Source organism: Rouxiella aceris, assembly GCF_012933545.1.
Classification (GTDB): domain Bacteria; phylum Pseudomonadota; class Gammaproteobacteria; order Enterobacterales; family Enterobacteriaceae; genus Rouxiella; species Rouxiella aceris.
The window spans coordinates 151,041-174,770 of sequence record NZ_JAADJU010000006.1 but is presented as its reverse complement, the minus strand read 5'-3'; the positions used below and the strand labels follow the sequence as shown (position 1 = coordinate 174,770).

Sequence of the window (23,730 nt, the reverse complement as noted above, 5' to 3'; positions counted from 1 at the left end):
TTCTCTTCACTATATTCATTGATTATCTACGCGCCGATGCCGCTTGCTCGCGCACCCGCCGTTCATTTTCATTTGTTGCTTGCCGCCACGACTTCGGCAGCAACGCGTTCGGTCGCATCAGGGATAGCCGCTGCACGCGCATTACGGGCCATCTCCAGCAGACTCTGCCGATCCCAGCCCGCCAATATGTCGGCCACTGCGCCAGCGTTAAAATCCTTTTGTTCAATAATTCGCGCGGCAGCGGCTTTTTCCAGCGGCAACGCATTCCAATACTGCTGGCGATCCTTGTGCTGGAAAGGCACAAAAATGGCCGGTAATCCTGCGGCGGCAATTTCACTGACCGTCAGCGCGCCGGAGCGGCAAACCACGACGTCGGCCCAGGCATAGGCTTGCGCCATATCATCAATAAACTCGGTGACCTTGTGTTGCGTCTGACCGACCTGTTGATAAGCCTGATTGACCGTCTCAAGTGCACCTTTGCCCACCTGATGCCACAGGGTGATACGATCCCCCAGCAATGCCGCAACCTCCGGCATGGTCTGATTCAAGACTCTGGCGCCCTGACTGCCACCGATCACCAGAATGCGGATCGGGCCTTCTCGTCCGGCAAAACGCACATCAGGCAGCGGCAGCGCCAGCACATCGGTACGTACCGGATTACCCACCACGGCAGCATGAGGAAAAGCGCCGGGAAATGCCTGCAATACCGTTTTGGCAATGCGCGACAACCAACGGTTGGTCAGCCCGGCAATACCGTTTTGTTCATGCAACACCACCGGAATACCGCAGGACCAGGCGGCCAAACCGCCAGGCCCGGAAACATAACCGCCCATGCCCAACACCACATCTGGCTGGAAGCGACGCATAATCGCTTTCGCTTGCCGCCACGCATGATATATGCGAATCGGGGCAGTCAGTTGCGCTTTCAGACCTTTCCCACGTAATCCGGAGATCTGGATAAAATCAATCTCGATGCCATTCTTCGGCACCAGGTCCGCTTCCATACGATCGGCCGTCCCCAGCCAACGAACTTCCCAGCCTTGCGCCATCAGGTGATGGGCCACAGCCAGCCCGGGAAAAACGTGGCCTCCGGTGCCGCCAGCCATCACCATTAAACGCTTGCTCTTGCCACTCATCGGGCACTCCTTACAAACGCCTGGGCTTTTGCCAGACGCGTTTCAAAATCTATCCGCAGCAGCAGCGTAATGGCCGTGGACATAATCAATAAGCTGGAACCACCGTAACTGATCAGTGGCAGCGTCAGACCTTTGGTCGGTAACATCCCCGCCGCAGCGCCGACGTTGACCAGCGCCTGAAAGCTGATCCACACGCCGATTGAGCAGGCCAAAAAACCCGAGAACCGCTGGTCAAGTTCCAGAGCACGGCGGCCAATCGACATGGCACGAAAAGCGACGAAGAATACCATTAACAATGCTAAAACCACACCGAAATAGCCAAGCTCCTCGCCGAGGATCGAGAAGATAAAGTCGGTATGTGCTTCAGGCAAATATTCCAGTTTTTGCACCGAATTGCCGAGGCCTTGCCCCCAAAACTCACCGCGGCCAAAGGCCATCAGCGACTGGGTTAACTGGTAGCCACTGCCGAACGGATCGGCCCAGGGATTCCAGAACGAAGTTACCCGTCGCATACGGTAAGGTTCGGCGACAATCAGCAGACAAACCGCAAAACCTCCCGAGCCGATAATCGCCAGGAACTGCCACATTTTCGCGCCGGCCAAAAACAGCATCGCCAGCGTAGTAATAAACAGCACCACCACGGTGCCGAGGTCCGGCTGTGCCAACAGCAACACGGCAAGGATCACCATCACGCCCATGGGTTTGCAGAAACCCCAGAAATTGCTGCGTACTTCATCGACCTTGCGCACCAGGTAGCTGGCGAGATAACAGAACAGCGACAGCTTGGAAAACTCGGCGGGCTGAATACGCAACGGTCCGAGAGAGATCCAGCGTGAAGCCCCGTTAATCGAGCTACCCACCACCAACACCACCAACAGCATAATGATGGAAATCAGTAATAAAACGTTGCTGTATTTCTGCCAGACCAGCATCGGTACCCGCAGGGTGATCAGGCCGAGAATAAAAGCCAACACCAGATAAATCGCATCACGCTTGGCAAACATAAAGGGATCGTTGGCCAGCCGCTGTCCAATCGGCATTGAGGCTGAAGTCACCATCACAAAACCGACAATCGCCAGGCCAAACGTCAGCCACAGCAGGGTCCGGTCATAAAGCACTAGCGTAGGGCTATCGTTCTCTTTTGCCCCCATCACCCAGTCGTTGCTCTTGCCAACCAAGCGACCCAGCAGGCCTAATCCCGGCACACGCATCAACCAAGCTCCTTAGCCAGTGCGGTAAAGATATCGCCACGCTGTTCAAAGTTCTTGAACTGATCCAGGCTGGCGCAGGCCGGAGAAAGCAACACCATATCCCCGGCTTTCACTCGCCCGGCAATCTCGCGCATCGCCTGTTCCATGGTGTCATACAGCGAAGACACTTCAGGACGCAGATCGGCCAACTCGCCGCCATCGCGGCCAAAACAGTACACCGCCAGCTTGTCGCCCTGCAGATAAGGGATCAACGGCGAGAAATCCGCAGACTTGCCATCGCCGCCCAGCAACAGATGCAGGGTACCCTCAACCTGCAAGCCGTTTAACGCCGCTTCGGTGCTGCCGACGTTGGTGGCTTTGGAATCATTAATCCAGCGCACATCGTTATGGATCAACGCTACCTGAAAACGATGTGCCAGCCCGGTAAAGGTGGTCAGCGCTTTCAGGCTTGATGCCCGCGGGATGCCCACGGCATCGGCCAGCGCCAGCGCCGCCAGGGCATTGGTATAGTTATGGCGGCCAGTCAGCGGCATTTCGCGGGTGTTAAAAACTTTCTCCCCGCGAATGCGCAACCAGATGTCATTTTGCTGTTGAGTCAGATGATAATCACCGACGTCAACGCCAAAACTGACACAGCGCTGATCGGCGCCACGAACCGGCATGGTCAGAGCATCATCGGCATTAACCACACATAATTTAGCGTTTTCATAGACTTTTAATTTTGCCGCCCGATATTGCTGCAGTCCAAATGGGTAGCGATCCATATGATCTTCAGTCACGTTTAAAATCGTGGCCGCCGCCGCATGCAGGCTGTGGGTGGTTTCCAACTGAAAACTGGACAGCTCCAGCACAAACAGCTGGTAGTCATGACCGAGCATGCTCAGCACCGGCAAACCGATATTGCCGCCAACGCCAACCTGCCATCCGGCCGCTTTACCCATCTCCCCCACCAGGGTCGTGACGGTGCTTTTACCGTTCGAGCCGGTGATCGCCACAATCGGCACCTGGACTTCGCGGCAAAACAGTTCGATATCACCGACAATTTCGATACCGGCATCGGCTGCGGCACTCAGCGCCGGGGTGGCCAGCGCCATACCCGGACTGGCGACGATTAAATCAGCGTCCAGCAGCCACTCTTCGTTCAGTGAGCCCAAATGGCGTTCAATATTTTCCGACAACTTGTCGAGTCCTGGCGGACTGACGCGGGTATCGATAACACGGGGGGTGACGCCGCGTGAAACAAAGAAATCAACACAGGAGAGGCCTGTCAGCCCCAACCCGATAATGACGACTTTTTTACCCAGATAGTCAGTCATGATTAACGCACCTTCAGCGTCGCCAGGCCAATCAGCACCAGCATCAGCGAGATAATCCAGAAGCGCACGATCACGCGCGGTTCTGGCCAACCTTTAAGTTCATAATGATGATGAATTGGTGCCATACGGAAAATACGCTGGCCACGCAGCTTAAAGGACCCGACCTGCAAAATCACCGACAGCGTTTCAACCACAAACACGCCCCCCATGATCACTAACAAAAACTCCTGACGCAGCAACACGGCAATAGTCCCGAGCGCGCCGCCCAGTGCCAGAGAGCCGACGTCGCCCATAAATACCTGAGCGGGATAGGTGTTAAACCATAAGAATCCCAGCCCGGCACCGACGATAGCCGTACAGACAATCACCAGCTCACCGGCGTGACGCAGATACGGAATATGCAGATAATTGGCAAAGTTCATATTACCAGTGGCCCAGGCCACCAGAGCAAAGCCGCCAGCCACAAACACCGTGGGCATAATCGCCAGTCCATCGAGACCGTCGGTAAGGTTGACGGCGTTGCTGGTACCGACAATCACGAAGTAACTCAGCAGGATATAGAGCAATCCCAACTGGGGCATGATGTCTTTAAAGAACGGCACCACCAACTCGGTAGCCGGGGTATCTTTGCCTACCGCATACATGGTGAAAGCCACCGCCAGCGCAATAATCGACTGCCAGAAATATTTCCAGCGGGCGATCAGCCCCTTAGTGTTCTTGCGCACCACTTTGCGATAATCATCAACAAAACCAACGATGCCATAGCCCACCAGCACAAACAGCACGCACCAGACATAAGGGTTTGACGGATAGGCCCACATCAGTACCGACACAGTGATGGAGAACAGGATCATCAAGCCCCCCATCGTCGGGGTCCCGCGTTTGCTGAAATGCGATTCAGGCCCGTCGTTACGTACCACCTGGCCGATTTGCAGTTTTTGCAGATAGGCAATCAGGTGCGGCCCCATCCACAGGGAAATAAACAGAGCCGTCAGCAGGCTGACAATGGCGCGAAACGTCAGATAGGAAAAGACGTTAAAGCCTGAATAATATTTGACCAAATGTTCGGCCAGCCAAACTAACATGTTGCATTCTCCTGTAATGCCCGTACTACCTGCTCCATCGCGGCACTACGTGAACCTTTAATTAGCACGGTAATTACCGCATGTTCAGATAACAAGCTGGCTAAACGAGATGTTAAAGCCGCTTTATCTTCAAGATGTTCGCCACAACCGCTGGCGTCGCTGATTGCCTGACTAAGGCGACCCACCGTCAAAACCTTATCGATCCCCGCCCGACGAATGGCTTCACCGACCTGCCGATGGCAGGCTTCACTTTCGTCACCCAGTTCTGCCATATCCCCTAATGCCATCACGCGGTATCCGGGCATATCGGCCAGAACCTGCGCCGCGGCGGTCATTGAACCGACATTGGCGTTATAGCTGTCATCAAGCAGCGTTTTGCCTGCGGCCAACTGTACAGGATAGAGACGGCCTTTAACCGCCTGTAGCGTAGCCAGCCCCTGGCGCACAGCCTCAAGGGTGGCACCGACCGACAGCGAAAGCGCCGCAGCAGCCAGCGCGTTGGCCACATTGTGGCGGCCAGGCAGTGGCAAACTGACATCGATTTCACCTTGCGGGGAGTGAAGCCGGAAAACGGTGTTGAAGGCACTGACCTGGACATTGCTGGCAAAGAAGTCGATGCCGGCAGCTTTGTCTGGTGAAAAACGCCAGACGGTTCTGTCGCCGATACGGGTTTGCCAGCGCGGCCAATCATGGCTATCGGCATTTAAAATGGCAATGCCGTCAGCCGGCAGCCCGGAGAAAATTTCGCCCTTGGCCTGGGCTACACCTTGCAGTGAGCCAAAACCTTCAAGGTGGGCAGCAGAAAGGTTATTCACCAGCGCCGTTTGCGGACGGGTCAGTTCGGTAGTGTAAGCAATCTCACCGGGATGATTGGCACCCAGCTCCACCACGGCAAAATCATACTCTGCGGTTAAGCGCAGCAAGGTCAACGGCACGCCGATATCGTTGTTAAAGTTGCCTGCGGTATAGAGCACATTACCGCATTGGCGCAAAATGGCCGCGGTCATCTCTTTTACCGAGGTTTTGCCCGACGAGCCGGTCAGCGCCACAATACGCGCGGGCACTTGTTGACGAACCCAGGCACCGAGTTTACCCAGTGCAATTCGCGTATCGGCCACAACCAGCTGGGGTACGTCAATAGGTAAGTGCTTACTGACTAACAGCGCCCCTGCCCCACCCTGTACCGCGTCGGCGGCAAAATCATGAGCATCAAATTTTTCGCCCTTGAGGGCGATAAACAGGCAACCGGCAACAATCTGCCGGGTATCGGTGGTGACCTGGTCAATCTGCTTGTCGCTACCCACCAGTTCGGCATCGAGAATTTGCGTCAGATGCTGCAAAGAAACCGGGATCATGCCATCACCCCCAGCAAACTTGCCGCGGTCAGGCGGTCGGAGTAATCCAGACGCTGCTTGCCGACCAGTTGGTAATCTTCATGGCCTTTACCCGCAATCAATACCAGGTCGTTTTCTGACGCCTGCATAATGGCGCTGGTTACCGCTTCCGCGCGGCCGGGAATGGTCAATGCTCGTCCGGCATCGAGGAAGCCGGCAAGGATATCGTTAATAATGGCACGAGGATCTTCACTGCGCGGGTTGTCATCAGTGACCACTACGCGATCGGCATACTGCTCGGCAATACCGCCCATCAGCGGACGCTTGCCTTTATCGCGGTCACCGCCGCAGCCAAAGACACACCAGAGTTTACCGTGACAGTGCAGACGCGCCGCCGCCAGCGCTTTTTCCAGCGCATCCGGGGTATGGGCATAATCGACCACCACGGTAGGTTTTCCTGCGGCGTGAAAGACTTCCATACGACCGCACACCGGTTGCAACTGCGGCGCGGTTTCCAGTAACGCCTTCAGCGGATAACCCAGCGCCAGCAAGGTCCCCAGCGCTACCAACAGATTGCTGACGTTAAAGGCCCCCAACAAGCGGCTATCAAGGGTACCTTCGCCCCAACTGGACTCGACGATCAGCGAGGCACCTTTATCGTGATAGCTTACGCTACGCGCCGATAACCAGCGCCCTTGCCAATCTGTAGGTAATTTATTTTCCATGCTGACGGCAACCGCACCCGGCAGTTTGGCCAACCAACGTTGCCCAACACTGTCATCAGCATTGATAATCTGTTGACCGCTTTGATGGCTGGAGAACAACTGCCATTTCGCCAACTCATAATTTTGCATATCACCATGGTAATCGAGGTGATCCCGGCTGAGATTGGTAAAGGCCACGGCGGCAAACGGCAGCGCGGCAACGCGATGCTGCACCAGGCCGTGTGAAGAGACTTCCATGGCCGCAAAGGTCGCCCCTTGCTGCACCAGATCGCGCAAAATTTGCTGTACCTGAACCGCCGAACCGGTGGTATTTTCCGCAGGAACCACGTGATTAAGCAGGCCGTTACCGACGGTCCCCATCACCGCACTGGTCTCGCCGAGCATTTGCGTCCACTGGGCCAACAGTTGCGTGGTGGTGGTTTTACCGTTGGTGCCGGTGACGCCCACCAGACGCAGCGCCGCACCCGGTTGCTGATAAAAACGCCCGGCAATCTCCGACAGCAACAAATTGATATTCTGCAGGTAGATAACAGGAACGCCGTGCTGCATGCTGATGGAGCCATGTTCAGCCTGACCTTGCGCTTCTGCCACTACCGCACTTACACCCTGCGCAATAGCCTGAGGAATAAAGTGACGGCCATCGCTGCTATGGCCGGAAATCGCGACGAACAGGTCCCCGGCAGCCGCAGCGCGGCTGTCGAGAACCATATCTTTCAGCACCGCTTGCGGGGCATCACTCACCCACGGTGCAAGTAAGTCGCGTAAATTACGATCTGTCACCTGAAGCCTCTTTTTGATTATTGACAATTTCATCGCTCACGCCCGTCGGTATAGCATCTGGCTCGACATTCATCGTGCGCAGTACGCCGCCCATAATGGCGCCAAATACCGGTGCAGAAACTGCACCACCGTAGTATTTACCCGCCTGGGGATCGTTAATCACGACCACCAGAGCAAATCGAGGATTACTCGCTGGCGCAACGCCTGCGGTGTAAGCAATGTATTTGTTCACATATTTGCCGTCGGGGCCGACCTTCTTGGCGGTCCCGGTTTTAATGGCAATGCGATAGCCTTTGATAGCAGCCTTAACGCCACCACCGCCCGGCAGGGCAACGCTTTCCATCATGCGGACCACGGTCCGCACCAGAGGTTCAGGAAAAACACGCTCACCGGAAACCGGTGGATCAACTTTGGTAATCGACAGCGGACGATAAATGCCCAGGCTGCCGATGGTTGCATAGACTCGCGCTAACTGGAGAGGTGTCACCATTAGCCCGTAGCCGAAAGAGAAGGTGGCCCTCTCTATGTCAGACCACCGTTGTTTTTTGGGATATAAGCCACTGCTTTCTCCAACCAGTCCCAAATTGGTCGGTTTACCCAATCCGAATCGCGAGTAAGTATCTACCAGCTCTGCGGATGGCATCGCTAACGCCAGCTTTGACACACCGACGTTACTCGACTTCTGTAAAATACCCGTCACCGAAAGCTCGGAGTATCTGGCCACATCTTTGATTTCATGGCCATTAATTCGATAGGGCAGGGTGTTTAAGACACTATTTTCTCTGATCACACCCTGCTTGAGCGCCGTCATAACCACCATCGGTTTAACCGTTGAACCCGGCTCAAAGATGTCGGTGATAGCGCGATTACGCATGGTATCTTTCGGCGTATCCGCCAGATTATTCGGGTTGTAGGACGGGCTGTTAGCCATCGCCAGTACTTCGCCGGTGCGCACATCAACCAACACTGCGGTGCCGGACTCGGCTTTGTTAAAGGCGACGGCGTTATTCAGTTCACGGTAGACCAGGGCCTGCAAGCGCTCATCAATGCTCAGCACCAGATTGTGTGCCGCCTGGCTGTCCACCGAAGAGATATCCTCAATCACGCGGCCAAAGCGATCCTTGCGCACCGTACGCTCTCCCGGGAGCCCGGTGAGCCAATGGTCAAAGCTTTTTTCAACGCCTTCAATCCCCTGGCCATCAATATTGGTCACGCCGATCACGTGCGCCGTAACCTGACCGGCAGGATAATAACGACGCGATTCCTGACGCAGGAAGATCCCCGGCAGTTTCAACTTGTGGATGTATTCACCAATCGACGGATTGACCTGACGCGCCAGATAGACAAAACGGCCAGCGGGGTTGGCATTGACCCGCGCAGTGAGTTGATCGAGCGGCATACCCAGTGCATCGGCCAGCGCCTTCCAGCGGCTATCCACCGTAATGCCACCGCGCTCGTTGACTTCTTTCGGATCGGCCCAGATGGCATTGACCGGTACGCTGACTGCCAGCGGCCTGCCGGCACGATCGCTAATCATGCCGCGCGAGGTCGGAATGGTTTGCACGCGCAAAGATCGCAGATCGCCCTCTTTCACCAAACGATCGGGATTGATCACCTGGAGATAGGCCACGCGCAGCATCAAACCGAGCAGAGCAAAAAGAATACAGCCGCAGAGCAACGCAAAACGCCAGCTTACAAAGCTGGCTTTATCTTCCTGACGCTTGAACTTCGCGGCCCTGACTGCTTTCATCTGTCGCTTATCATCTCCATGAGCTGGTGGCTAAGTTACCTCGATCCCTGAATCGTTATCCTATGGCTGCACAACAATGGTTTCCTGTGCCGGATCTACGTGTTGCATCTGCAATTTTTCGGTGGCGATGCGCTCAACCCGGCTATGGTCGCCGAGGGCATTCTCTTCCAGGATCAAGTTGCGCCATTCAATGTCCAACGCATCTTTTTCCAATACCAGTTGCTCGCGCTGCGCCGTTAATAGCCGCGTTTTATGTGATACGGTGACAACCGCCATGGCGCTGACCAAAGTCGCAATCAGCAATAGCATCGGTATTTTCCCATTGCGCATAATGTCGCTGAAAATAACGCCGACCAAACCATGACGCTCATTACCTATCATTACGCGCTCCTCGCCGCAAAACGCAGTACTGAACTTCTCGCCCGTGGGTTTTCTGCCACTTCGGCGTCCGAAGGCATCATCTTGCCGAGGGATTTCAGTGTCCGTCCGCCAAGACTTTGCAATTGTGCTTCAGTCATCGGGATCCCCGCAGGCACCTGCGGTCCACGACTGTGCTGACGGATAAACCGTTTCACAATACGATCTTCCAACGAGTGGAAACTGATGACGGATAAACGTCCATCGGCTGCCAGCACTTCATGTGCGCCGTCGAGCGCACGTTCAATCTCTTCCAGCTCGCTGTTGATATAAATGCGGATTGCCTGGAAGCTACGCGTCGCCGGATGCTTGTGTTTTTCACGAAACGGCGAGGCATTGGCAATCAAATCAGCCAGCTCTTTGGTCCGCGTCATCGGCTGTTCGCGGTTGCGATCAACAATGGCACGCGCAATGCGCTTGGCAAAACGTTCTTCACCAAAGGTTTTCAGCACCCAGGCGATATCATCCGCTTCAGCCTTCAGCAACCATTCGGCGGCGGAATATCCCCGGCTGGGATCCATGCGCATGTCCAGAGGTCCGTCACGCATAAACGAAAAACCGCGTTCCGGATCGTCAAGCTGCGGCGATGACACGCCAAGATCCAGTAATACACCGTCGATCTTGCCCACCAACCCACGATCCTGTACGTACTGTGCCAGCTCGGAGAACGGACCATGCACAATGGAAAAACGCGGATCGTCGATCGCTTTTGCCGCTTCGATCGCCTGAGGATCGCGGTCGATGGCCAGCAACTGTCCCTGCGGCCCCAACTGAGACAAAATCAGACGCGAGTGTCCACCGCGACCAAAGGTCCCATCAATGTAAATGCCATCTGGGCGAATATTCAGCCCGTTAACGGCTTCATCCAATAACACGGAGGTATGTTTATAATTTTCAAGCATACTTATAGTGACAAGTCCTGTAATCGCTCGGAAAGCGGTTCTCGAGCCGATTGTTCAGCGTCAATGTCTTCCTTGACTTGTTGATACCAGGTCTGTTCATCCCACAGTTCAAACTTGTTGAACTGCCCAACCAGCATCACTTCTTTGGCAAGCCCAGCGTGCTGTCGCAAAGTACTGGCGATCAGCAGGCGTCCGGCGCTATCCATCTGACATTCACTGGCATGCCCGAGTAACAAACGCTGAATTCGGCGCTCAACGGGATTCATGCTCGACAGACGGGACAATTTTCGTTCAATCACTTCCCACTCGGGCAAGGTGTAAAGAAGCAGGCATGGGTGATGGAGGTCGATGGTGCAAACCATCTGACCTTGCGACTCTTCGCTCAGCAAATCCCGATAACGGGTAGGTACGGCAAGCCGCCCTTTGCTGTCGAGGTTAACCATCGTTGCCCCACGGAACATACTCGAGCTACCCCTCAATGACCCTTTTCACCACTTTACACCACAAATTCCCACTTAAAGGAGTTTACGGATGCTTTTAAAACCTTGTCAAGCCGCACAGGCAGTGGATTCTGATTATTTACAGGCGATGAGTTAAGCAGGAACCGATGAAAGGAGTTTTCTACGGTGGGGTATAAAAAATAACGTCATGATTAGATGAGGAAATTTCAATTAAATAATAACAACGCTCAAAAAGGGAACAATTTGTACATTATTTATCTATTTATATTCTTCTGCTATCGATCTCTCATTTCTTAAACCACGGCCGTTGAGTTTGACTTAATGCAAAGCCCCAACGTTTTACCGCAAAAATGTTCCAGACAACTCGCCAGGCCCCTTGCCACCAGCCTTTGTCAGGACTGACGTGCGGACCAAAAATGTCGGATCAAATTAAGGCCGGAATTCTACAGCAGAATAGCCCTTAGTATTAACGTATTTTTAAAATTGATTATTCCATTTTTATTAGCCAAAACATTTTCAAATGGATATTTTCCTGAGAATGCTCTTATTCTTTGCCCGCTGTCTCTTTTTAAGACAATGACGCATCACGTTGCGCGGATTTTACCCATGCATTTTGTATTGTTATGTAAGGATTGCATCAGAAAGAAGATTTGCGAAGGACGAGTTCAGATAATTTGTTGAAATTACCTGAACTCGGGGATTATTTCCGGCTCAGACGGCCACGGCGAAACAAATTGCGGCGAATGCGGGTCAATCCGGCTTTCGGTTTTTTCGGCTCATCAAGACAGGCGAGCACCAGTTCCAGCACACGCTCGGCAACGTCGCGATGACGCTGCGCCACCGCCAAAACCGGGCATTCCAGGAAATCCAGCAGCTCATTGTCTCCAAAGGTGGCAATCGCCAAATCAACCGGCAAGCGGCCTTCCTGCTTGAGCGTAACATCCATCACCCCCTGCAACAGCGGGAAAGAGGTGGTGAACAAGGCCTTGGGCATGGCATGAGTTTTGCGCCATTCGGCAAACACCAGAGCGGCTGAGTTACGGTCATAGGCGTTGGCATACAGATAGTCGGGTTGACGGGGATCGCCTTGCCACGCCTGGCGAAAACCCTGTTCTCGCAAATAACTCACCGACAACTCGGGCAAGGCGCCGAGATAGAGCACGCTCTCCCCCGGAAACTCACGCAGCTCTTGCGCCAGCATAACGGCATCGTCCTGATCGGCACCCACCACGCTGATAAAATTTTCGGGATCAAGGGCACGATCGAGGGCAATGATCGGAAAATCATCTTTGGCCCAGCGCTGATAAAAAGGATGCTCAGGGGGTAACGAGGTGGAGATGATAATGGCATCCACCTGGCGTTGCAGCAGGTGCTCAACACAACGCATCTCATTATCCGGCTGATCTTCGGAGCAGGCAATCAGCAACTGGTAGCCGCGTTGTCGCGCCTGTCGCTCGAGATAATTGGCGATTTTGGTATAGCTGGTATTTTCTAAATCAGGGATCACCAGCCCGATAGAACGGGTTCGGCCCGCGCGCAATCCTGCCGCGACGGCATTAGGGTGATAATTATGTTCCTTGACGACAGCCATCACTTTCTCAACTGTCTTATCGCTGACACGATACTGCTTCGCCTTGCCATTAATTACATAACTGGCAGTGGTACGCGAAACACCCGCTAACCTCGCGATTTCATCCAGTTTCACCAATAACCCCTTAATATAAGTAAGTACTCTACTCTCTCACACGCCAGAACGCGCGTGGCGCAAAAGCGGCAAGCGGCTGCGAAAGCAGTCAGTGCGGATGCAACTTTACTGATGAGAGATATAACCTGTTAAGACCCTACTCGGCAAGGTGTTTTACGCTAACGGATTATCACAATTAATAAAAAAGCCCAACGCATGTTGAGCTTTCTGGTGACAAGGCAGTCTGGCTGCCAGGCAAATCAGTCGGCGTTACCGCATGACTTTATCACCGCGCGAGACACCCACCACGCCGGAACGCGCTACCTCGACAATTTCGGCCACGTCGCGGATCGAGTTAAGGAAAGCATCAAGTTTGTCACTGGTACCTGCTAGCTGAACCGTGTAAAGCGTAGCAGTGACATCGACAATTTGCCCACGAAAGATCTCGGTAGAACGTTTGATCTCTTCACGGCCATATCCCGATGCCTGCAGTTTCACCAGCATGATTTCGCGCTCAACGTGCGAACCTTGCACCAGCTCGTTAACGCGCAAAACGTCCACCAGCTTATGCAACTGCTTCTCGATTTGCTCCAGCACCTTGGCATCGCCCATGGTCTGGATGGTCATCCGCGACAAGGTCGGATCGTCGGTTGGCGCCACCGTCAGGCTTTCAATGTTATATCCACGCTGTGAGAACAGCCCGACAACGCGTGACAGTGCGCCTGATTCATTTTCCAACAATACAGATAAAATCCGGCGCATGATTATGTCCTCTCCGTTTTGCTTAACCACATTTCATCCATTCCACCGCCACGGATCAACATCGGATAAACGTGTTCGGTTTCATCGACGCTGATATCGACAAATACCAGACGATTTTTTTGTGCCAACGCTTCCGCCAGCTTGCTTTCCAACTCATCAGGATGACGGATGGCGATACCGACATGACCGTACGCCTCGGCCAGCTTGACGAAATCAGGCAGAGATTGCATATAAGACTGCGAATGGCGGCCAGAATAAATCATGTCTTGCCACTGTTTGACCATGCCCAGATAACCATTGTTCAGGTTGACCACCACCACCGGCAAATCATATTGCAAAGCCGTGGAAAGCTCCTGAATATTCATCTGAATACTGCCGTCACCGGTTACACAAATCACGGTTTCATCAGGTAATGCCAGTTTTACCCCCAGGGCGGCAGGCAAGCCAAAGCCCATGGTGCCGAGACCACCAGAGTTAATCCAACGGCGCGGTTTATCAAACTGATAGTAAAGCGCAGCAAACATCTGATGTTGTCCGACGTCGGACGTAACATAGGCGTCGCCTTTGGTCAGGCGGTGCAGCGTCTCAATGACTGCCTGAGGTTTGATGGTGCCGCTATTCTTGTCATAGCCGAGGCAGTTACGCGCCCGCCATTGTTCAATATCCTGCCACCAGTCGCGCAGGGCATCGAACTCCTGCTTATCCTCAGAGTGTTCCAGCAGTTCGAGCATTTGCGTCAGCGTTTGTTTGGCATCACCAACAATCGGGATATCGGCATTGACGGTTTTCGAAATCGACGTCGGGTCAATATCGATATGCATAATGGTGGCATGAGGACAGTATTTTTCGAGATTATTGGTAGTACGGTCGTCAAAACGCACGCCAACACCGAAAATCAAATCGGCGTTATGCATGGTCATATTGGCTTCGTAGGTACCATGCATACCCAGCATGCCAACGCTTTGACGGTGAGTACCAGGAAATGCCCCCAAACCCATCAGCGTACTGGTTACCGGTAAATTCAACGTCTCGGCCAGTTTGAGCAACTCGCCGTGACACTCGGAATTCACCGCCCCACCACCGACATACAGTACCGGTTTTTTGGCCGCCATCAGGGTTTGTAGCGCACGCTTGATCTGCCCGCGATGACCTTGCACCGTCGGGTTATAAGAGCGCATGGCCACTTGTTCAGGATAGGCATAAGGCAGTTTGATCTGCGGATTAACCACATCTTTCGGCAAGTCAATGACCACCGGCCCAGGTCTGCCGGTCGCCGCCAGATAAAAGGCTTTCTTGATCACCGTCGGGATATCTTCGGCTCTTTTTACCAAAAAGCTGTGTTTGACCACCGGGCGGGAAATCCCCACCATGTCGCATTCCTGAAAGGCATCATAGCCAATCAGCGAACTGTGAACCTGTCCGGAAAGCACCACCAGGGGAATAGAATCCATATAAGCGGTGGCGATCCCGGTGATGGCATTGGTGGCACCAGGTCCGGAAGTGACCAGCACCACGCCGACCTCGCCCGTTGCGCGCGCATAGCCATCGGCCATATGCACTGCGCCCTGTTCATGTCTCACTAGCACATGATCAATCCCGCCGACCGTGTGCAGGGCATCATAGATATCCAACACCGCTCCGCCGGGATAACCGAATACGTGCTTTACGCCCTGATCGATCAACGATCGGACAACCATCTCGGCTCCTGACAACATCTCCATGGGTTTGCCTCCAGGCTTTTGTTCTTTAGGACGACTCGTTTCTAATGGATGTCGGAAATCATTTCCCTAATCCCGGGTATGAGGGCTGTGCGCCCTTCTGTACTTTTTTTGTTGAATATAACTGATTACCTTAACGTCAGAATTTGGGCCAGGCAAACGGCAAAAGACCCCATTTTTAACAAGCCTACCGCCAGCCGCTGTTATTTAACGGTTTATCGCTATAAAAAACCACATCAGGGTACTTAGATCTGGGGTATATAAGGAAAGGAAAGGTAAATACAGAATTAAATTATGACCGCAGCGGACTTATATTTTTAATGTTAATTAGGGTGATCCAGTTCACGATATGATGATTTTCAATGGCTATGGTCTTGATCTTTTAACAACTGCCTGAATCTCGCTTTTTTTTATTGAGCTCATCTCTTTTTTTAAACGATAAAAAGAGATGAGCTCAAATGGCGATCACTGCACAGCATAAAAAACAAAAACCTCCCTTAACAGCAGCGTAAGAAACTTGATAATTAAAGATAGGTAACATTAATCACCGGTATTGAGGCGTGCGATACAAGCCGGTTTCACGCCAGACTGGCGGATTGGATAAGCAGATCCTTCATCCACAGATTGCCTTTATCTTTACTGGCTGACTCGTGCCACGACAAATAACAATGCAGCTTGTTATCAAACCAGGGAACCGTATCGATTCTCAGGTTAAGCCTCTCCGCATTATGCAACGCCAACCAGCGTGGCACCAAGGCGATCATTTCGGTGCGCGACACAATTTCCATCACGCTTATCAGACTGGCCCCCTGATAACAGACTCTGGCCTGAGATTCCGGCGCATTGTAATAAGGGAAACTAAAAGAAGAGTAGCCATGCAATCTGACCACGGCATGTTTTTCATTTAAGAAACAGTCATAATCGATCTGCGTGGGTAATCGCGGATGGTTTCTGGATGAAATAAGTACCAGCTCATCTTCAAACAACCGCTGATTATAAAAATCGGCACGATCAATACTGCGATAGTCGATGGCAAATTCCAGCTCGTGGTAACGCAGTTGGTTTTCAATATTTTCGTGAATCAATGACTCGATGTTCAGCGTCACCCCCTCGGAACAGCGCTTGAGCATGGCCAGCACCTTTGGGGTAAGCAGCAGATCAAGGGGGCTACTGATGGTGATGGAAAACTGTCGCTTACTGGTCAGCGGGTCAAAACCCAGACCAGGGAGTTCATTGGTGACCAGTTGCAACGCCTGGCGGATGGGCCCATAAAGCTGATGGGCGCGCGCCGTTGGTTCAATACCGCGTCCACAACGAACAAAGAGTTCATCATTAAACATATTTTTTAAACGCGATACGGCATTGCTGACCGCTGGCTGGGACATACCCAACATTTGCGCCGCCCGGGTAATATTCTGTAATTGCATCACTGCATCAAATACTGTTAACAAATTTAAATCTGCTCGGCGCAGATGATTGTCCTCATGACCCGCTTCATGCTTCTTTTCGTCGCCGGGGATTTTACCCAGAGATTTTTCTACAGTAATATCGGTCATCGCGCCTCCTGATTAGATTCTTAAGTCCATTTGAAGCAGTGCCATACCTAAAATAATTCGAGTTGCAGGAAGGCGGCAAACGAGTGAATCCCGATGAGCTTACATTACGTAAGTCATTCGGGTGAACGAGAGAAGCCAACGCAACTGCAGCTTGAAGTATGACAGGTATAAACGCTGTCAATCTTAATCCGCTATGGTTAAATAGCCTGCCAATGAATAGACAAAATCACTGGTTGAATTAATATTACAGCTAAATAGATTACCGCTAAAATCTTATAAATCCATATGAGTAATTTATGATAATAGAAGGCGTTAGCTCGCAGATAATGAGTGAAAACTGAGAACGGTTTTCATCATTATTTGGTGCCAAACCCTCACAAATCATAACGCTGCCGTTATCGAATAATTCAGAATATTACTCTGAATGATAATTCCCCTCATCTGGTGACTATTCTATCCTTTAAAGCATTCTTAAGTTGACATCGCCGCCGCATTCACGTATCAATTTAGGCCACAGGCACAACGCCACCCATACATGAGAAGCTGACAAATACATGTTTAAATTCACCCGTCTACCAGGCCTACTACTCAACGCAGAAAAAGTGCGCGGTATGCCAGTGGGTGAAATTTACAACTAGTTTCAGCTTCCACAGACAGCAAACCCGCGCAAATGCGCGGGTTTTTTTTTATCCGCACAGCGCGAAAGTAACCAAGGCAAGGAATAACAACATGAGCGAACAAGTCATTATTTTCGATACCACGCTGCGTGATGGTGAACAGGCTCTGCAAGCGAGTCTGAGCGTTAAAGATAAACTGCAAATCGCCATCGCTCTGGAAAGAATGGGCGTAGATGTGATGGAGGTCGGCTTCCCGGTCTCTTCTCCTGGTGATTTTGAATCAGTGCAAACCATCGCCCGTCAGATCAAAAATAGTCGCGTTTGCGGACTGGCACGCTGCGTGGACGCCGATATTGATGTCGCGGCAGAAGCGTTGCGCGTAGCGGAAGCTTTCCGTATCCATGTGTTTCTGGCCACCTCGACTCTGCATATTGAATCCAAGTTAAAACGTTCGTTTGACCAGGTTCTGGATATGGCGGTGCACTCCGTCAAGCGCGCACGTAATTATACGGATGACGTTGAATTCTCTTGCGAAGATGCCGGGCGTACCCCGCTGGATAATCTGTGCCGCGTAGTGGAAGCCGCCATTAACGCTGGAGCAACCACCATCAATATCCCGGATACCGTCGGTTATACCACCCCGCATCAATTCAGCGGCATCATTACCAATCTGTATGAGCGTGTCCCCAATATCCACAAAGCCATTATCTCCGTGCACTGCCACGACGATCTGGGCATGGCGGTCGGCAACTCGATTGCCGCGGTGCAGGCCGGTGCCCGTCAGGTAGAGGGTACGCTGAACGGCATTGGCGAACGTGCCGGCAATACCGCGCTGGAAGAAGTGATTATGGCGATCAAGACCCGCTCGCAATATATGCAGGTACATACCAATATCAATCACAAGGAAATTTACCGCACCAGCCAGATCGTTAGCCAGATCACCAACATGCCGATCCCGGGCAATAAAGCCATTGTCGGCTCAAATGCCTTCGCTCACTCTTCAGGAATTCATCAGGATGGTGTTCTGAAGAATCGTGAAAACTATGAAATTATGACCCCGGAATCGATTGGTCTGAATCAGGTGCAGTTAAACTTGACCTCACGTTCCGGTCGCGCGGCGGTGAAACATCGTATGGAAGAGATGGGCTATAAGGAATCCGACTATAATATGGATCACCTGTATAGCGCCTTCCTGAAGCTGGCCGACAAAAAAGGTCAGGTTTTCGATTACGATCTGGAAGCATTGGTGTTTATCAATAAACAGCAGGAAGAGCCGGAGTTTTATCGTCTGGACAACTTCAGCGTCCAGTCAGGTTCCAGCATCACTGCAACGGCGTCAGTCAATCTGGCCTGTGGCGAAGAAATCAAAACCGAAGCGGCCACCGGTAACGGTCCCGTTGATGCCGTTTATCAGGCTATCAACCGCTGCACTGGCTACCAGATTGAATTAATCAAATACCAGCTGACCGCCAAAGGTCAGGGCCGCGATGCGCTGGGTCAGGTTGATATTGTGGTGTCGTATCAAGGACGTCGTTTCCACGGCGTGGGCCTGGCAACAGATATCGTCGAGTCCTCGGCCAAAGCGATGGTGCATGTACTCAATAGCATCTGGCGCAGCAAGCAGGTCGAAAAAGAAAAACAGCGTCTGCATAACGATCGCGTATCGTAAAATTTCGCCACAACTTGCCCTATGTCGCCAACGCCGCGCCATGGGGCAAGATAACAGCCAGTGCAAATATCAAAATAATCAGGAAACGGTGTGAACATGAGCAAGACCCATCATATTGCTGTCTTACCCGGTGACGGGATTGGCCCGGAAGTTATGGCCCAGGCGTACAAAGTTCTGGATGCCGTCCGCCAGCGTTTTGGTTTGAAAATCAGTACCAGCGAATACGATATCGGCGGCGCCGCCATCGACAAACAGGGTACGCCACTGCCAGCGGCCACCATTGCCGGCTGTGAACAAGCGGATGCCATCCTGTTCGGCTCGGTGGGTGGCCCGAAATGGGAACACCTGCCGCCAAACGATCAGCCAGAACGCGGCGCATTGCTGCCATTGCGTAAGCATTTCAAACTGTTTAGTAACCTGCGCCCTGCCCGTTTATATCAGGGTCTGGAAGCTTTCTGCCCGCTGCGCAGCGATATTGCCGCCAAGGGTTTTGACATTCTGTGCGTGCGCGAACTGACCGGGGGCATCTACTTTGGTCAACCCAAAGGCCGTGAAGGCCAGGGCATGCATGAGAAAGCCTTTGATACCGAAGTCTATTACCGTTTCGAGATCGAACGTATTGCCCGTATTGCCTTTGAATCTGCCCGCAAACGTCGTCACAAAGTCACCTCGATTGATAAGGCCAATGTGCTGCAAAGCTCAATTATGTGGCGTGAAGTGGTTACCGAAGTGGCCAAAGACTATCCCGACGTCAGCCTGAGCCATATGTATATCGACAATGCCACCATGCAACTGATCAAAGAACCTTCGCAGTTTGACGTCATGCTGTGCTCCAACCTGTTTGGCGACATCCTGTCAGACGAATGCGCGATGATCACCGGTTCCATGGGCATGTTGCCTTCGGCCAGCATGAACGAGCAGGCCTTTGGTCTGTTTGAACCGGCGGGCGGTTCTGCACCGGATATTGCCGGTAAAAACATTGCCAACCCTATTGCGCAGATCCTGTCGACCGCCCTGCTGCTGCGCTACAGTCTGGGCGCAGAAGAAGCGGCGACCGCCGTTGAGCACGCCGTGAATCAGGTGTTGGAACAGGGACATCGCACCGGTGATCTGGCAAATGGCCAGACGGCGTTGGGCACCCGCGAAATGGGCGACATTATCGCCCGCGCTGTGATTGAGGGGGCGTAATGTCCAAAACGTTATATCAAAAGTTATTCGATGCGCATGTGGTTTTTGAAGCAGAAAACGAAACACCGCTGTTGTATATCGATCGCCATTTGATTCATGAAGTCACCACGCCGCAGGCCTTTGACGGCTTGCGGGCCATGAATCGCGGGGTGCGCCAACCGGGTAAAACCTTTGGCACTATGGATCATAACGTTTCAACGCAGACCAAAGACATTAATGCCAGCGGCGAAATGGCGCGTATTCAGATGCAGGCATTAATTAAAAACTGCGCTGAATATGGCATTGAATTATACGATCTCCAGCATCCGTTTCAGGGGATCGTCCATGTAATGGGGCCGGAACAAGGCCTGACATTACCGGGCATGACCCTGGTATGCGGTGACTCCCATACCTCGACACACGGTGCCTTTGGCACCCTGGCATTTGGGATTGGCACCTCGGAAGTGGAACATGTGCTGGCCACCCAGACCCTGAAACAGGGTCGTGCCAAAACCATGAAAATTGAAATCACCGGCCAGGCTCCGGTCGGGATCACCGCCAAAGATATTGTATTGGCAGTGATCGGTAAAACCGGCACGGCCGGCGGTAATGGGCATGTAGTGGAATTCTGTGGTCCGGCAGTAACGGCATTAAGCATGGAAGGCCGTATGACCCTGTGCAATATGTCCATTGAATTGGGTGCCAAAGCCGGTCTGGTTGCTCCTGATGACACCACCTTTGCCTATCTGCAGGGTCGCCAGTTTGCGCCGAAAGGGCAGGACTGGAACGATGCCATCGCCTTCTGGAATACGCTGAAGTCCGACGAAGATGCCGTATTTGACCGCGTCGTCACCCTGGATGCTGCCGATATCGCGCCGCAGGTCACCTGGGGCACCAATCCGGGTCAGGTGATAGCGGTCAACCAGACCATCCCTGATCCGTCTTCGTTCAGCGATCCGGTAGAGCGTGCCTCGGCAGAAAAAGCGCTGGCCTATATGGATTTACAGCCGGGCATCAAACTGACCGATGTCGCCATTGATAAAGTGTTTATTGGCTCCTGTACCAACTCGCGAATTGAAGATTTGCGCGCGGCGGCGGCTATTGCCAAAGGTCACAAAGTGGCCGCTGGCGTGCAGGCGATTGTGGTGCCAGGTTCTGGCCCGGTCAAAGCCCAGGCGGAACAGGAAGGTCTGGACAAGATTTTCCTGGCTGCCGGGTTTGAGTGGCGATTACCGGGATGCTCCATGTGTCTGGCGATGAACAATGACCGCCTTAATCCGGGCGAGCGTTGCGCGTCTACCAGTAACCGCAATTTCGAAGGGCGTCAGGGGCGCGGTGGACGTACGCACTTGCTCAGTCCGGCGATGGCGGCGGCGGCGGCCATCAGCGGTCACTTTGCCGATATCCGTGAACTGAAACTGGGGGAATAATCATGGCAAAATTTACGCAACATAGCGGTCTGGTGCTGCCACTGGACATTGCCAACGTCGATACCGACGCCATTGTGCCCAAGCAGTTTCTGCAAATGGTCACCCGCGTCGGCTTTGGACAGTTTCTGTTTTACGACTGGCGCTATCTGCCGGGCCAGGGCTATACGGCTAACCCGGATTTTATCCTTAATAAACCCCAGTATCAGGGGGCCAGTATTCTGCTGGCACGGGAAAATTTTGGCAGCGGTTCGTCACGCGAGCATGCGCCCTGGGCATTAACCGACTACGGTTTTCATGTGGTGATTGCCCCGAGTTTTGCCGATATTTTCTATAGCAATGCCTTTAACAACCAACTGCTGCCGGTAACCCTCGAAGAAGCACAGATTGACGAGCTGTTTGCCCTGGCCCAGCAAAACGAAGGCATCAGCTTTGAGGTGGATCTGCAAAACCAGATCGTTATCGCCGGTGGCAAAACCTATCCCTTTGAGATAGACAGCTTCCGACGCCACTGCATGCTTAACGGCCTCGACAGCATTGGTCTTAGCCTGCAGCATGAAGAAAATATCTCTGCCTATGAAGCCAAGGTGCCGGCGTTTATGCGCTAAGGCCCAGACTGGCTCGCTTTATCCCTGACCCGCCTGCTTGACGGGTCAGGCATTTTTAACCCGCATCATCAATAGCAACGCCACCACCGCCAATCCCGTCGCCACGCAGTACACCTGATAATGGCCAAAATTCTCGACAATCGCCCCTTGCAACATCCCCGCCAGAATGGCACCCGTCGAAATGCTATTGGTAAACAGCGTGGTAGCCGACCCGGCGCGTCCCGGCATCAGATCCTGAAAGTAGAGCATGCCAATACCGGCAATAATGCCGATAAATATGGCGTTAAACAGCTGCAGGACCATTAAGGCGGCTTTAAAGGGAAACAGGATCAACCCCAGATAGAACAGCACGCCAAAGGCGGCGGCGCAGAGCATCAGTCGATGTTTGCCCGTGGTTTTAACCAGATAGCCAGCCAGCAACATCACCGGGATCTCCATCCCGGCGGCCGCGCCCATCAGCAAGCCAGCCAACCCCTCGGGCAATCCCATCTCTGCGGTGATATACAGCGGCATATCAATGATGTACATAATATTGCAGGTCCACATCAGCAGCGAGGCAAAAAACAACAGCCTGACATCGCGGTTCTTCCAGGCGCTGACGTGCACCACCGGCTTATCAATCGGCTGGGGGATCCTTGTCACCGAGGGCAGAAAAAACCATACCAGCAGCGCGCTGAACACAAACACCGCGGCGGCACACAGGTACATCAAGGTAAAGCCGTAATTCAGAGCCAGCATAAAGGAGATGGGGGGACCCAACACCCATGCCAACGACAGGGTCGCCCGCATCATCGAGCTGAACATCACCACTTCGTGGGCCGAACGATCGGCATATTCCCGCGCCAGGGCAAACAGCTGCGGCATGGCGGCATTTCCCATTGCCGCCAGCAATACGCCTACGCTAATCAACAATAAATAGTCGCGGCTAAAAGCAAATACCAGACTGTTGCCAATCGCCATCAACATACAAAGAAACAGCAGCTTGCGCCGATCGCCCTGTTTATCGGAATAGTTGGCCAGCAGAAAGCTGATAGCGATCCCCGCCAGAGCATTGACAGTGTAGAACATACCCACCCATAACGGACGGACTTGTACTTCATGGGTGAGAAACAGGCTAAGCGTCGGTGCCTGCAGCGCACCGGCAATGCCAATCAGAAAGGAAACCAGTAAAAAGGTGGCAAAAATAAACGTTAAGCGGCGTGCTGGCATAAAACCATCCCTGATAACAACAAAGCATTGGCAATGAAAAGTAAACCCGTGCATCGGGTAAAACTGCAGTGTAGTCACAGTTTTGCCAGATGGGGAGGAAAGCACGGCACAGGCTGACAATTTCTGATTGTTCCTGCGTCGTCAGGCTAACGGCACCGGGGAGCTGCATAATCAGTCAGGAACTGACAGGGCTAGA

General features: G+C 52.9%; 19 protein-coding genes. 4 read left to right on the top strand and 15 right to left on the bottom strand.

All coding sequences use genetic code 11. The features are described 5' to 3' along the window. Positions 1–68: 68 nt before the first annotated feature. The 14 genes from murG to leuO all read right to left on the bottom strand — a co-directional run bounded on the left by murG (position 69) and on the right by leuO (position 16,837). The gene (gene murG, locus GW590_RS12925; protein ID WP_169403461.1) at positions 69–1,136 is read right to left on the bottom strand and encodes an undecaprenyldiphospho-muramoylpentapeptide beta-N-acetylglucosaminyltransferase; all 1,068 of its coding nucleotides are present in this window, start codon (positions 1,134–1,136) and stop codon (positions 69–71) included. Then, positions 1,133–2,347 carry a cell division protein FtsW gene (ftsW, locus tag GW590_RS12920; protein ID WP_169403460.1) on the bottom strand — a complete coding sequence of 405 codons (1,215 nt, stop codon included), beginning with the start codon at positions 2,345–2,347 and terminating at the stop codon, positions 1,133–1,135. The genes murG and ftsW overlap by 4 nt, the downstream gene beginning before the upstream one ends. After that, positions 2,347–3,663 carry a UDP-N-acetylmuramoyl-L-alanine--D-glutamate ligase gene (gene murD / locus GW590_RS12915; RefSeq protein WP_169403459.1) on the bottom strand — a complete coding sequence of 439 codons (1,317 nt, stop codon included), beginning with the start codon at positions 3,661–3,663 and terminating at the stop codon, positions 2,347–2,349. Before murD ends, ftsW begins: the two co-directional genes overlap by 1 nt. 2 nt (positions 3,664–3,665) lie before the next feature. Then, entirely contained in the window at positions 3,666–4,748 is a 1,083-nt protein-coding gene (mraY, locus tag GW590_RS12910; protein ID WP_169403458.1) for a phospho-N-acetylmuramoyl-pentapeptide-transferase, read from the bottom strand. Continuing rightward, positions 4,742–6,103 (bottom strand): UDP-N-acetylmuramoyl-tripeptide--D-alanyl-D-alanine ligase, encoded by a 1,362-nt coding sequence (gene murF, locus GW590_RS12905; protein WP_169403457.1) that lies wholly within the window; start codon positions 6,101–6,103, stop codon positions 4,742–4,744. The genes mraY and murF overlap by 7 nt, the downstream gene beginning before the upstream one ends. Next, on the bottom strand, positions 6,100–7,587 hold the full coding sequence (gene murE, locus GW590_RS12900; protein ID WP_169403456.1) for a UDP-N-acetylmuramoyl-L-alanyl-D-glutamate--2,6-diaminopimelate ligase: 1,488 nt from the start codon (positions 7,585–7,587) through the stop codon (positions 6,100–6,102). The genes murF and murE overlap by 4 nt, the downstream gene beginning before the upstream one ends. Then, a complete protein-coding gene (locus tag GW590_RS12895; RefSeq protein WP_169403455.1) occupies positions 7,574–9,337 on the bottom strand; it encodes a peptidoglycan glycosyltransferase FtsI in 1,764 nt (587 codons plus the stop codon). The genes murE and GW590_RS12895 overlap by 14 nt, the downstream gene beginning before the upstream one ends. A gap of 60 nt (positions 9,338–9,397) precedes the next feature. Beyond that, entirely contained in the window at positions 9,398–9,718 is a 321-nt protein-coding gene (gene ftsL / locus GW590_RS12890; protein ID WP_169403454.1) for a cell division protein FtsL, read from the bottom strand. Then, positions 9,718–10,656 carry a 16S rRNA (cytosine(1402)-N(4))-methyltransferase RsmH gene (gene rsmH / locus GW590_RS12885; protein ID WP_169403453.1) on the bottom strand — a complete coding sequence of 313 codons (939 nt, stop codon included), beginning with the start codon at positions 10,654–10,656 and terminating at the stop codon, positions 9,718–9,720. The genes ftsL and rsmH overlap by 1 nt, the downstream gene beginning before the upstream one ends. Positions 10,657–10,658: 2 nt before the next feature. Then, complete coding sequence (gene mraZ / locus GW590_RS12880; protein WP_169403452.1) at positions 10,659–11,117, bottom strand: division/cell wall cluster transcriptional repressor MraZ; 459 nt, start codon at positions 11,115–11,117, stop codon at positions 10,659–10,661. Positions 11,118–11,817: 700 nt separating this feature from the next. Beyond that, positions 11,818–12,822, bottom strand: coding sequence for a catabolite repressor/activator (gene cra / locus GW590_RS12875; protein WP_169403451.1), 1,005 nt, complete (start codon positions 12,820–12,822; stop codon positions 11,818–11,820). A 249-nt stretch (positions 12,823–13,071) separates the two neighbouring features. After that, positions 13,072–13,563 (bottom strand): acetolactate synthase small subunit, encoded by a 492-nt coding sequence (gene ilvN, locus GW590_RS12870; protein WP_169403450.1) that lies wholly within the window; start codon positions 13,561–13,563, stop codon positions 13,072–13,074. Positions 13,564–13,565: 2 nt separating this feature from the next. Next, positions 13,566–15,284: an acetolactate synthase 3 large subunit gene (gene ilvI / locus GW590_RS12865; RefSeq protein ID WP_169403449.1), complete on the bottom strand. Its 1,719-nt coding sequence runs from the start codon at positions 15,282–15,284 to the stop codon at positions 13,566–13,568. Positions 15,285–15,859: 575 nt separating this feature from the next. Then, positions 15,860–16,837, bottom strand: coding sequence for a transcriptional regulator LeuO (leuO, locus tag GW590_RS12860; protein ID WP_169403448.1), 978 nt, complete (start codon positions 16,835–16,837; stop codon positions 15,860–15,862). 729 nt (positions 16,838–17,566) lie between these two features. Here leuO and leuA point away from each other — a divergent pair. From leuA to leuD, 4 genes are all read left to right on the top strand, one after another. After that, complete coding sequence (leuA, locus tag GW590_RS12850) at positions 17,567–19,123, top strand: 2-isopropylmalate synthase (protein WP_169403447.1); 1,557 nt, start codon at positions 17,567–17,569, stop codon at positions 19,121–19,123. Positions 19,124–19,219: 96 nt separating this feature from the next. Further along, entirely contained in the window at positions 19,220–20,311 is a 1,092-nt protein-coding gene (gene leuB / locus GW590_RS12845; RefSeq protein WP_169403446.1) for a 3-isopropylmalate dehydrogenase, read from the top strand. Then, the gene (gene leuC, locus GW590_RS12840) at positions 20,311–21,720 is read left to right on the top strand and encodes a 3-isopropylmalate dehydratase large subunit (protein ID WP_169403445.1); all 1,410 of its coding nucleotides are present in this window, start codon (positions 20,311–20,313) and stop codon (positions 21,718–21,720) included. The genes leuB and leuC overlap by 1 nt, the downstream gene beginning before the upstream one ends. Positions 21,721–21,722: 2 nt before the next feature. Continuing rightward, positions 21,723–22,325 carry a 3-isopropylmalate dehydratase small subunit gene (leuD, locus tag GW590_RS12835; RefSeq protein ID WP_169403444.1) on the top strand — a complete coding sequence of 201 codons (603 nt, stop codon included), beginning with the start codon at positions 21,723–21,725 and terminating at the stop codon, positions 22,323–22,325. Positions 22,326–22,370: 45 nt separating this feature from the next. Here the strand turns inward: leuD and GW590_RS12830 are convergent, their stop codons facing one another. Then, a complete protein-coding gene (locus GW590_RS12830; RefSeq protein ID WP_408014936.1) occupies positions 22,371–23,549 on the bottom strand; it encodes an MFS transporter in 1,179 nt (392 codons plus the stop codon). Between the last annotated feature and the right edge of the window lie 181 nt (positions 23,550–23,730).

What these genes read in the sequence shown, in the direction of transcription:
- murG (WP_169403461.1), bottom strand. Translation starts at nt 1,136, where the DNA reads ATGAGTGGCAAGAGCAAGCGTTTAATGGTGATGGCTGGCGGCACCGGA.
- ftsW (WP_169403460.1), bottom strand. Translation starts at nt 2,347, where the DNA reads ATGCGTGTGCCGGGATTAGGCCTGCTGGGTCGCTTGGTTGGCAAGAGC.
- murD (WP_169403459.1), bottom strand. Translation starts at nt 3,663, where the DNA reads ATGACTGACTATCTGGGTAAAAAAGTCGTCATTATCGGGTTGGGGCTG.
- mraY (WP_169403458.1), bottom strand. Translation starts at nt 4,748, where the DNA reads ATGTTAGTTTGGCTGGCCGAACATTTGGTCAAATATTATTCAGGCTTT.
- murF (WP_169403457.1), bottom strand. Translation starts at nt 6,103, where the DNA reads ATGATCCCGGTTTCTTTGCAGCATCTGACGCAAATTCTCGATGCCGAA.
- GW590_RS12895 (WP_169403455.1), bottom strand. Translation starts at nt 9,337, where the DNA reads ATGAAAGCAGTCAGGGCCGCGAAGTTCAAGCGTCAGGAAGATAAAGCC.
- ftsL (WP_169403454.1), bottom strand. Translation starts at nt 9,718, where the DNA reads ATGATAGGTAATGAGCGTCATGGTTTGGTCGGCGTTATTTTCAGCGAC.
- rsmH (WP_169403453.1), bottom strand. Translation starts at nt 10,656, where the DNA reads ATGCTTGAAAATTATAAACATACCTCCGTGTTATTGGATGAAGCCGTT.
- mraZ (WP_169403452.1), bottom strand. Translation starts at nt 11,117, where the DNA reads ATGTTCCGTGGGGCAACGATGGTTAACCTCGACAGCAAAGGGCGGCTT.
- ilvN (WP_169403450.1), bottom strand. Translation starts at nt 13,563, where the DNA reads ATGCGCCGGATTTTATCTGTATTGTTGGAAAATGAATCAGGCGCACTG.
- ilvI (WP_169403449.1), bottom strand. Translation starts at nt 15,284, where the DNA reads ATGGAGATGTTGTCAGGAGCCGAGATGGTTGTCCGATCGTTGATCGAT.
- leuO (WP_169403448.1), bottom strand. Translation starts at nt 16,837, where the DNA reads ATGACCGATATTACTGTAGAAAAATCTCTGGGTAAAATCCCCGGCGAC.
- leuA (WP_169403447.1), top strand. Translation starts at nt 17,567, where the DNA reads ATGAGCGAACAAGTCATTATTTTCGATACCACGCTGCGTGATGGTGAA.
- leuB (WP_169403446.1), top strand. Translation starts at nt 19,220, where the DNA reads ATGAGCAAGACCCATCATATTGCTGTCTTACCCGGTGACGGGATTGGC.
- leuC (WP_169403445.1), top strand. Translation starts at nt 20,311, where the DNA reads ATGTCCAAAACGTTATATCAAAAGTTATTCGATGCGCATGTGGTTTTT.
- leuD (WP_169403444.1), top strand. Translation starts at nt 21,723, where the DNA reads ATGGCAAAATTTACGCAACATAGCGGTCTGGTGCTGCCACTGGACATT.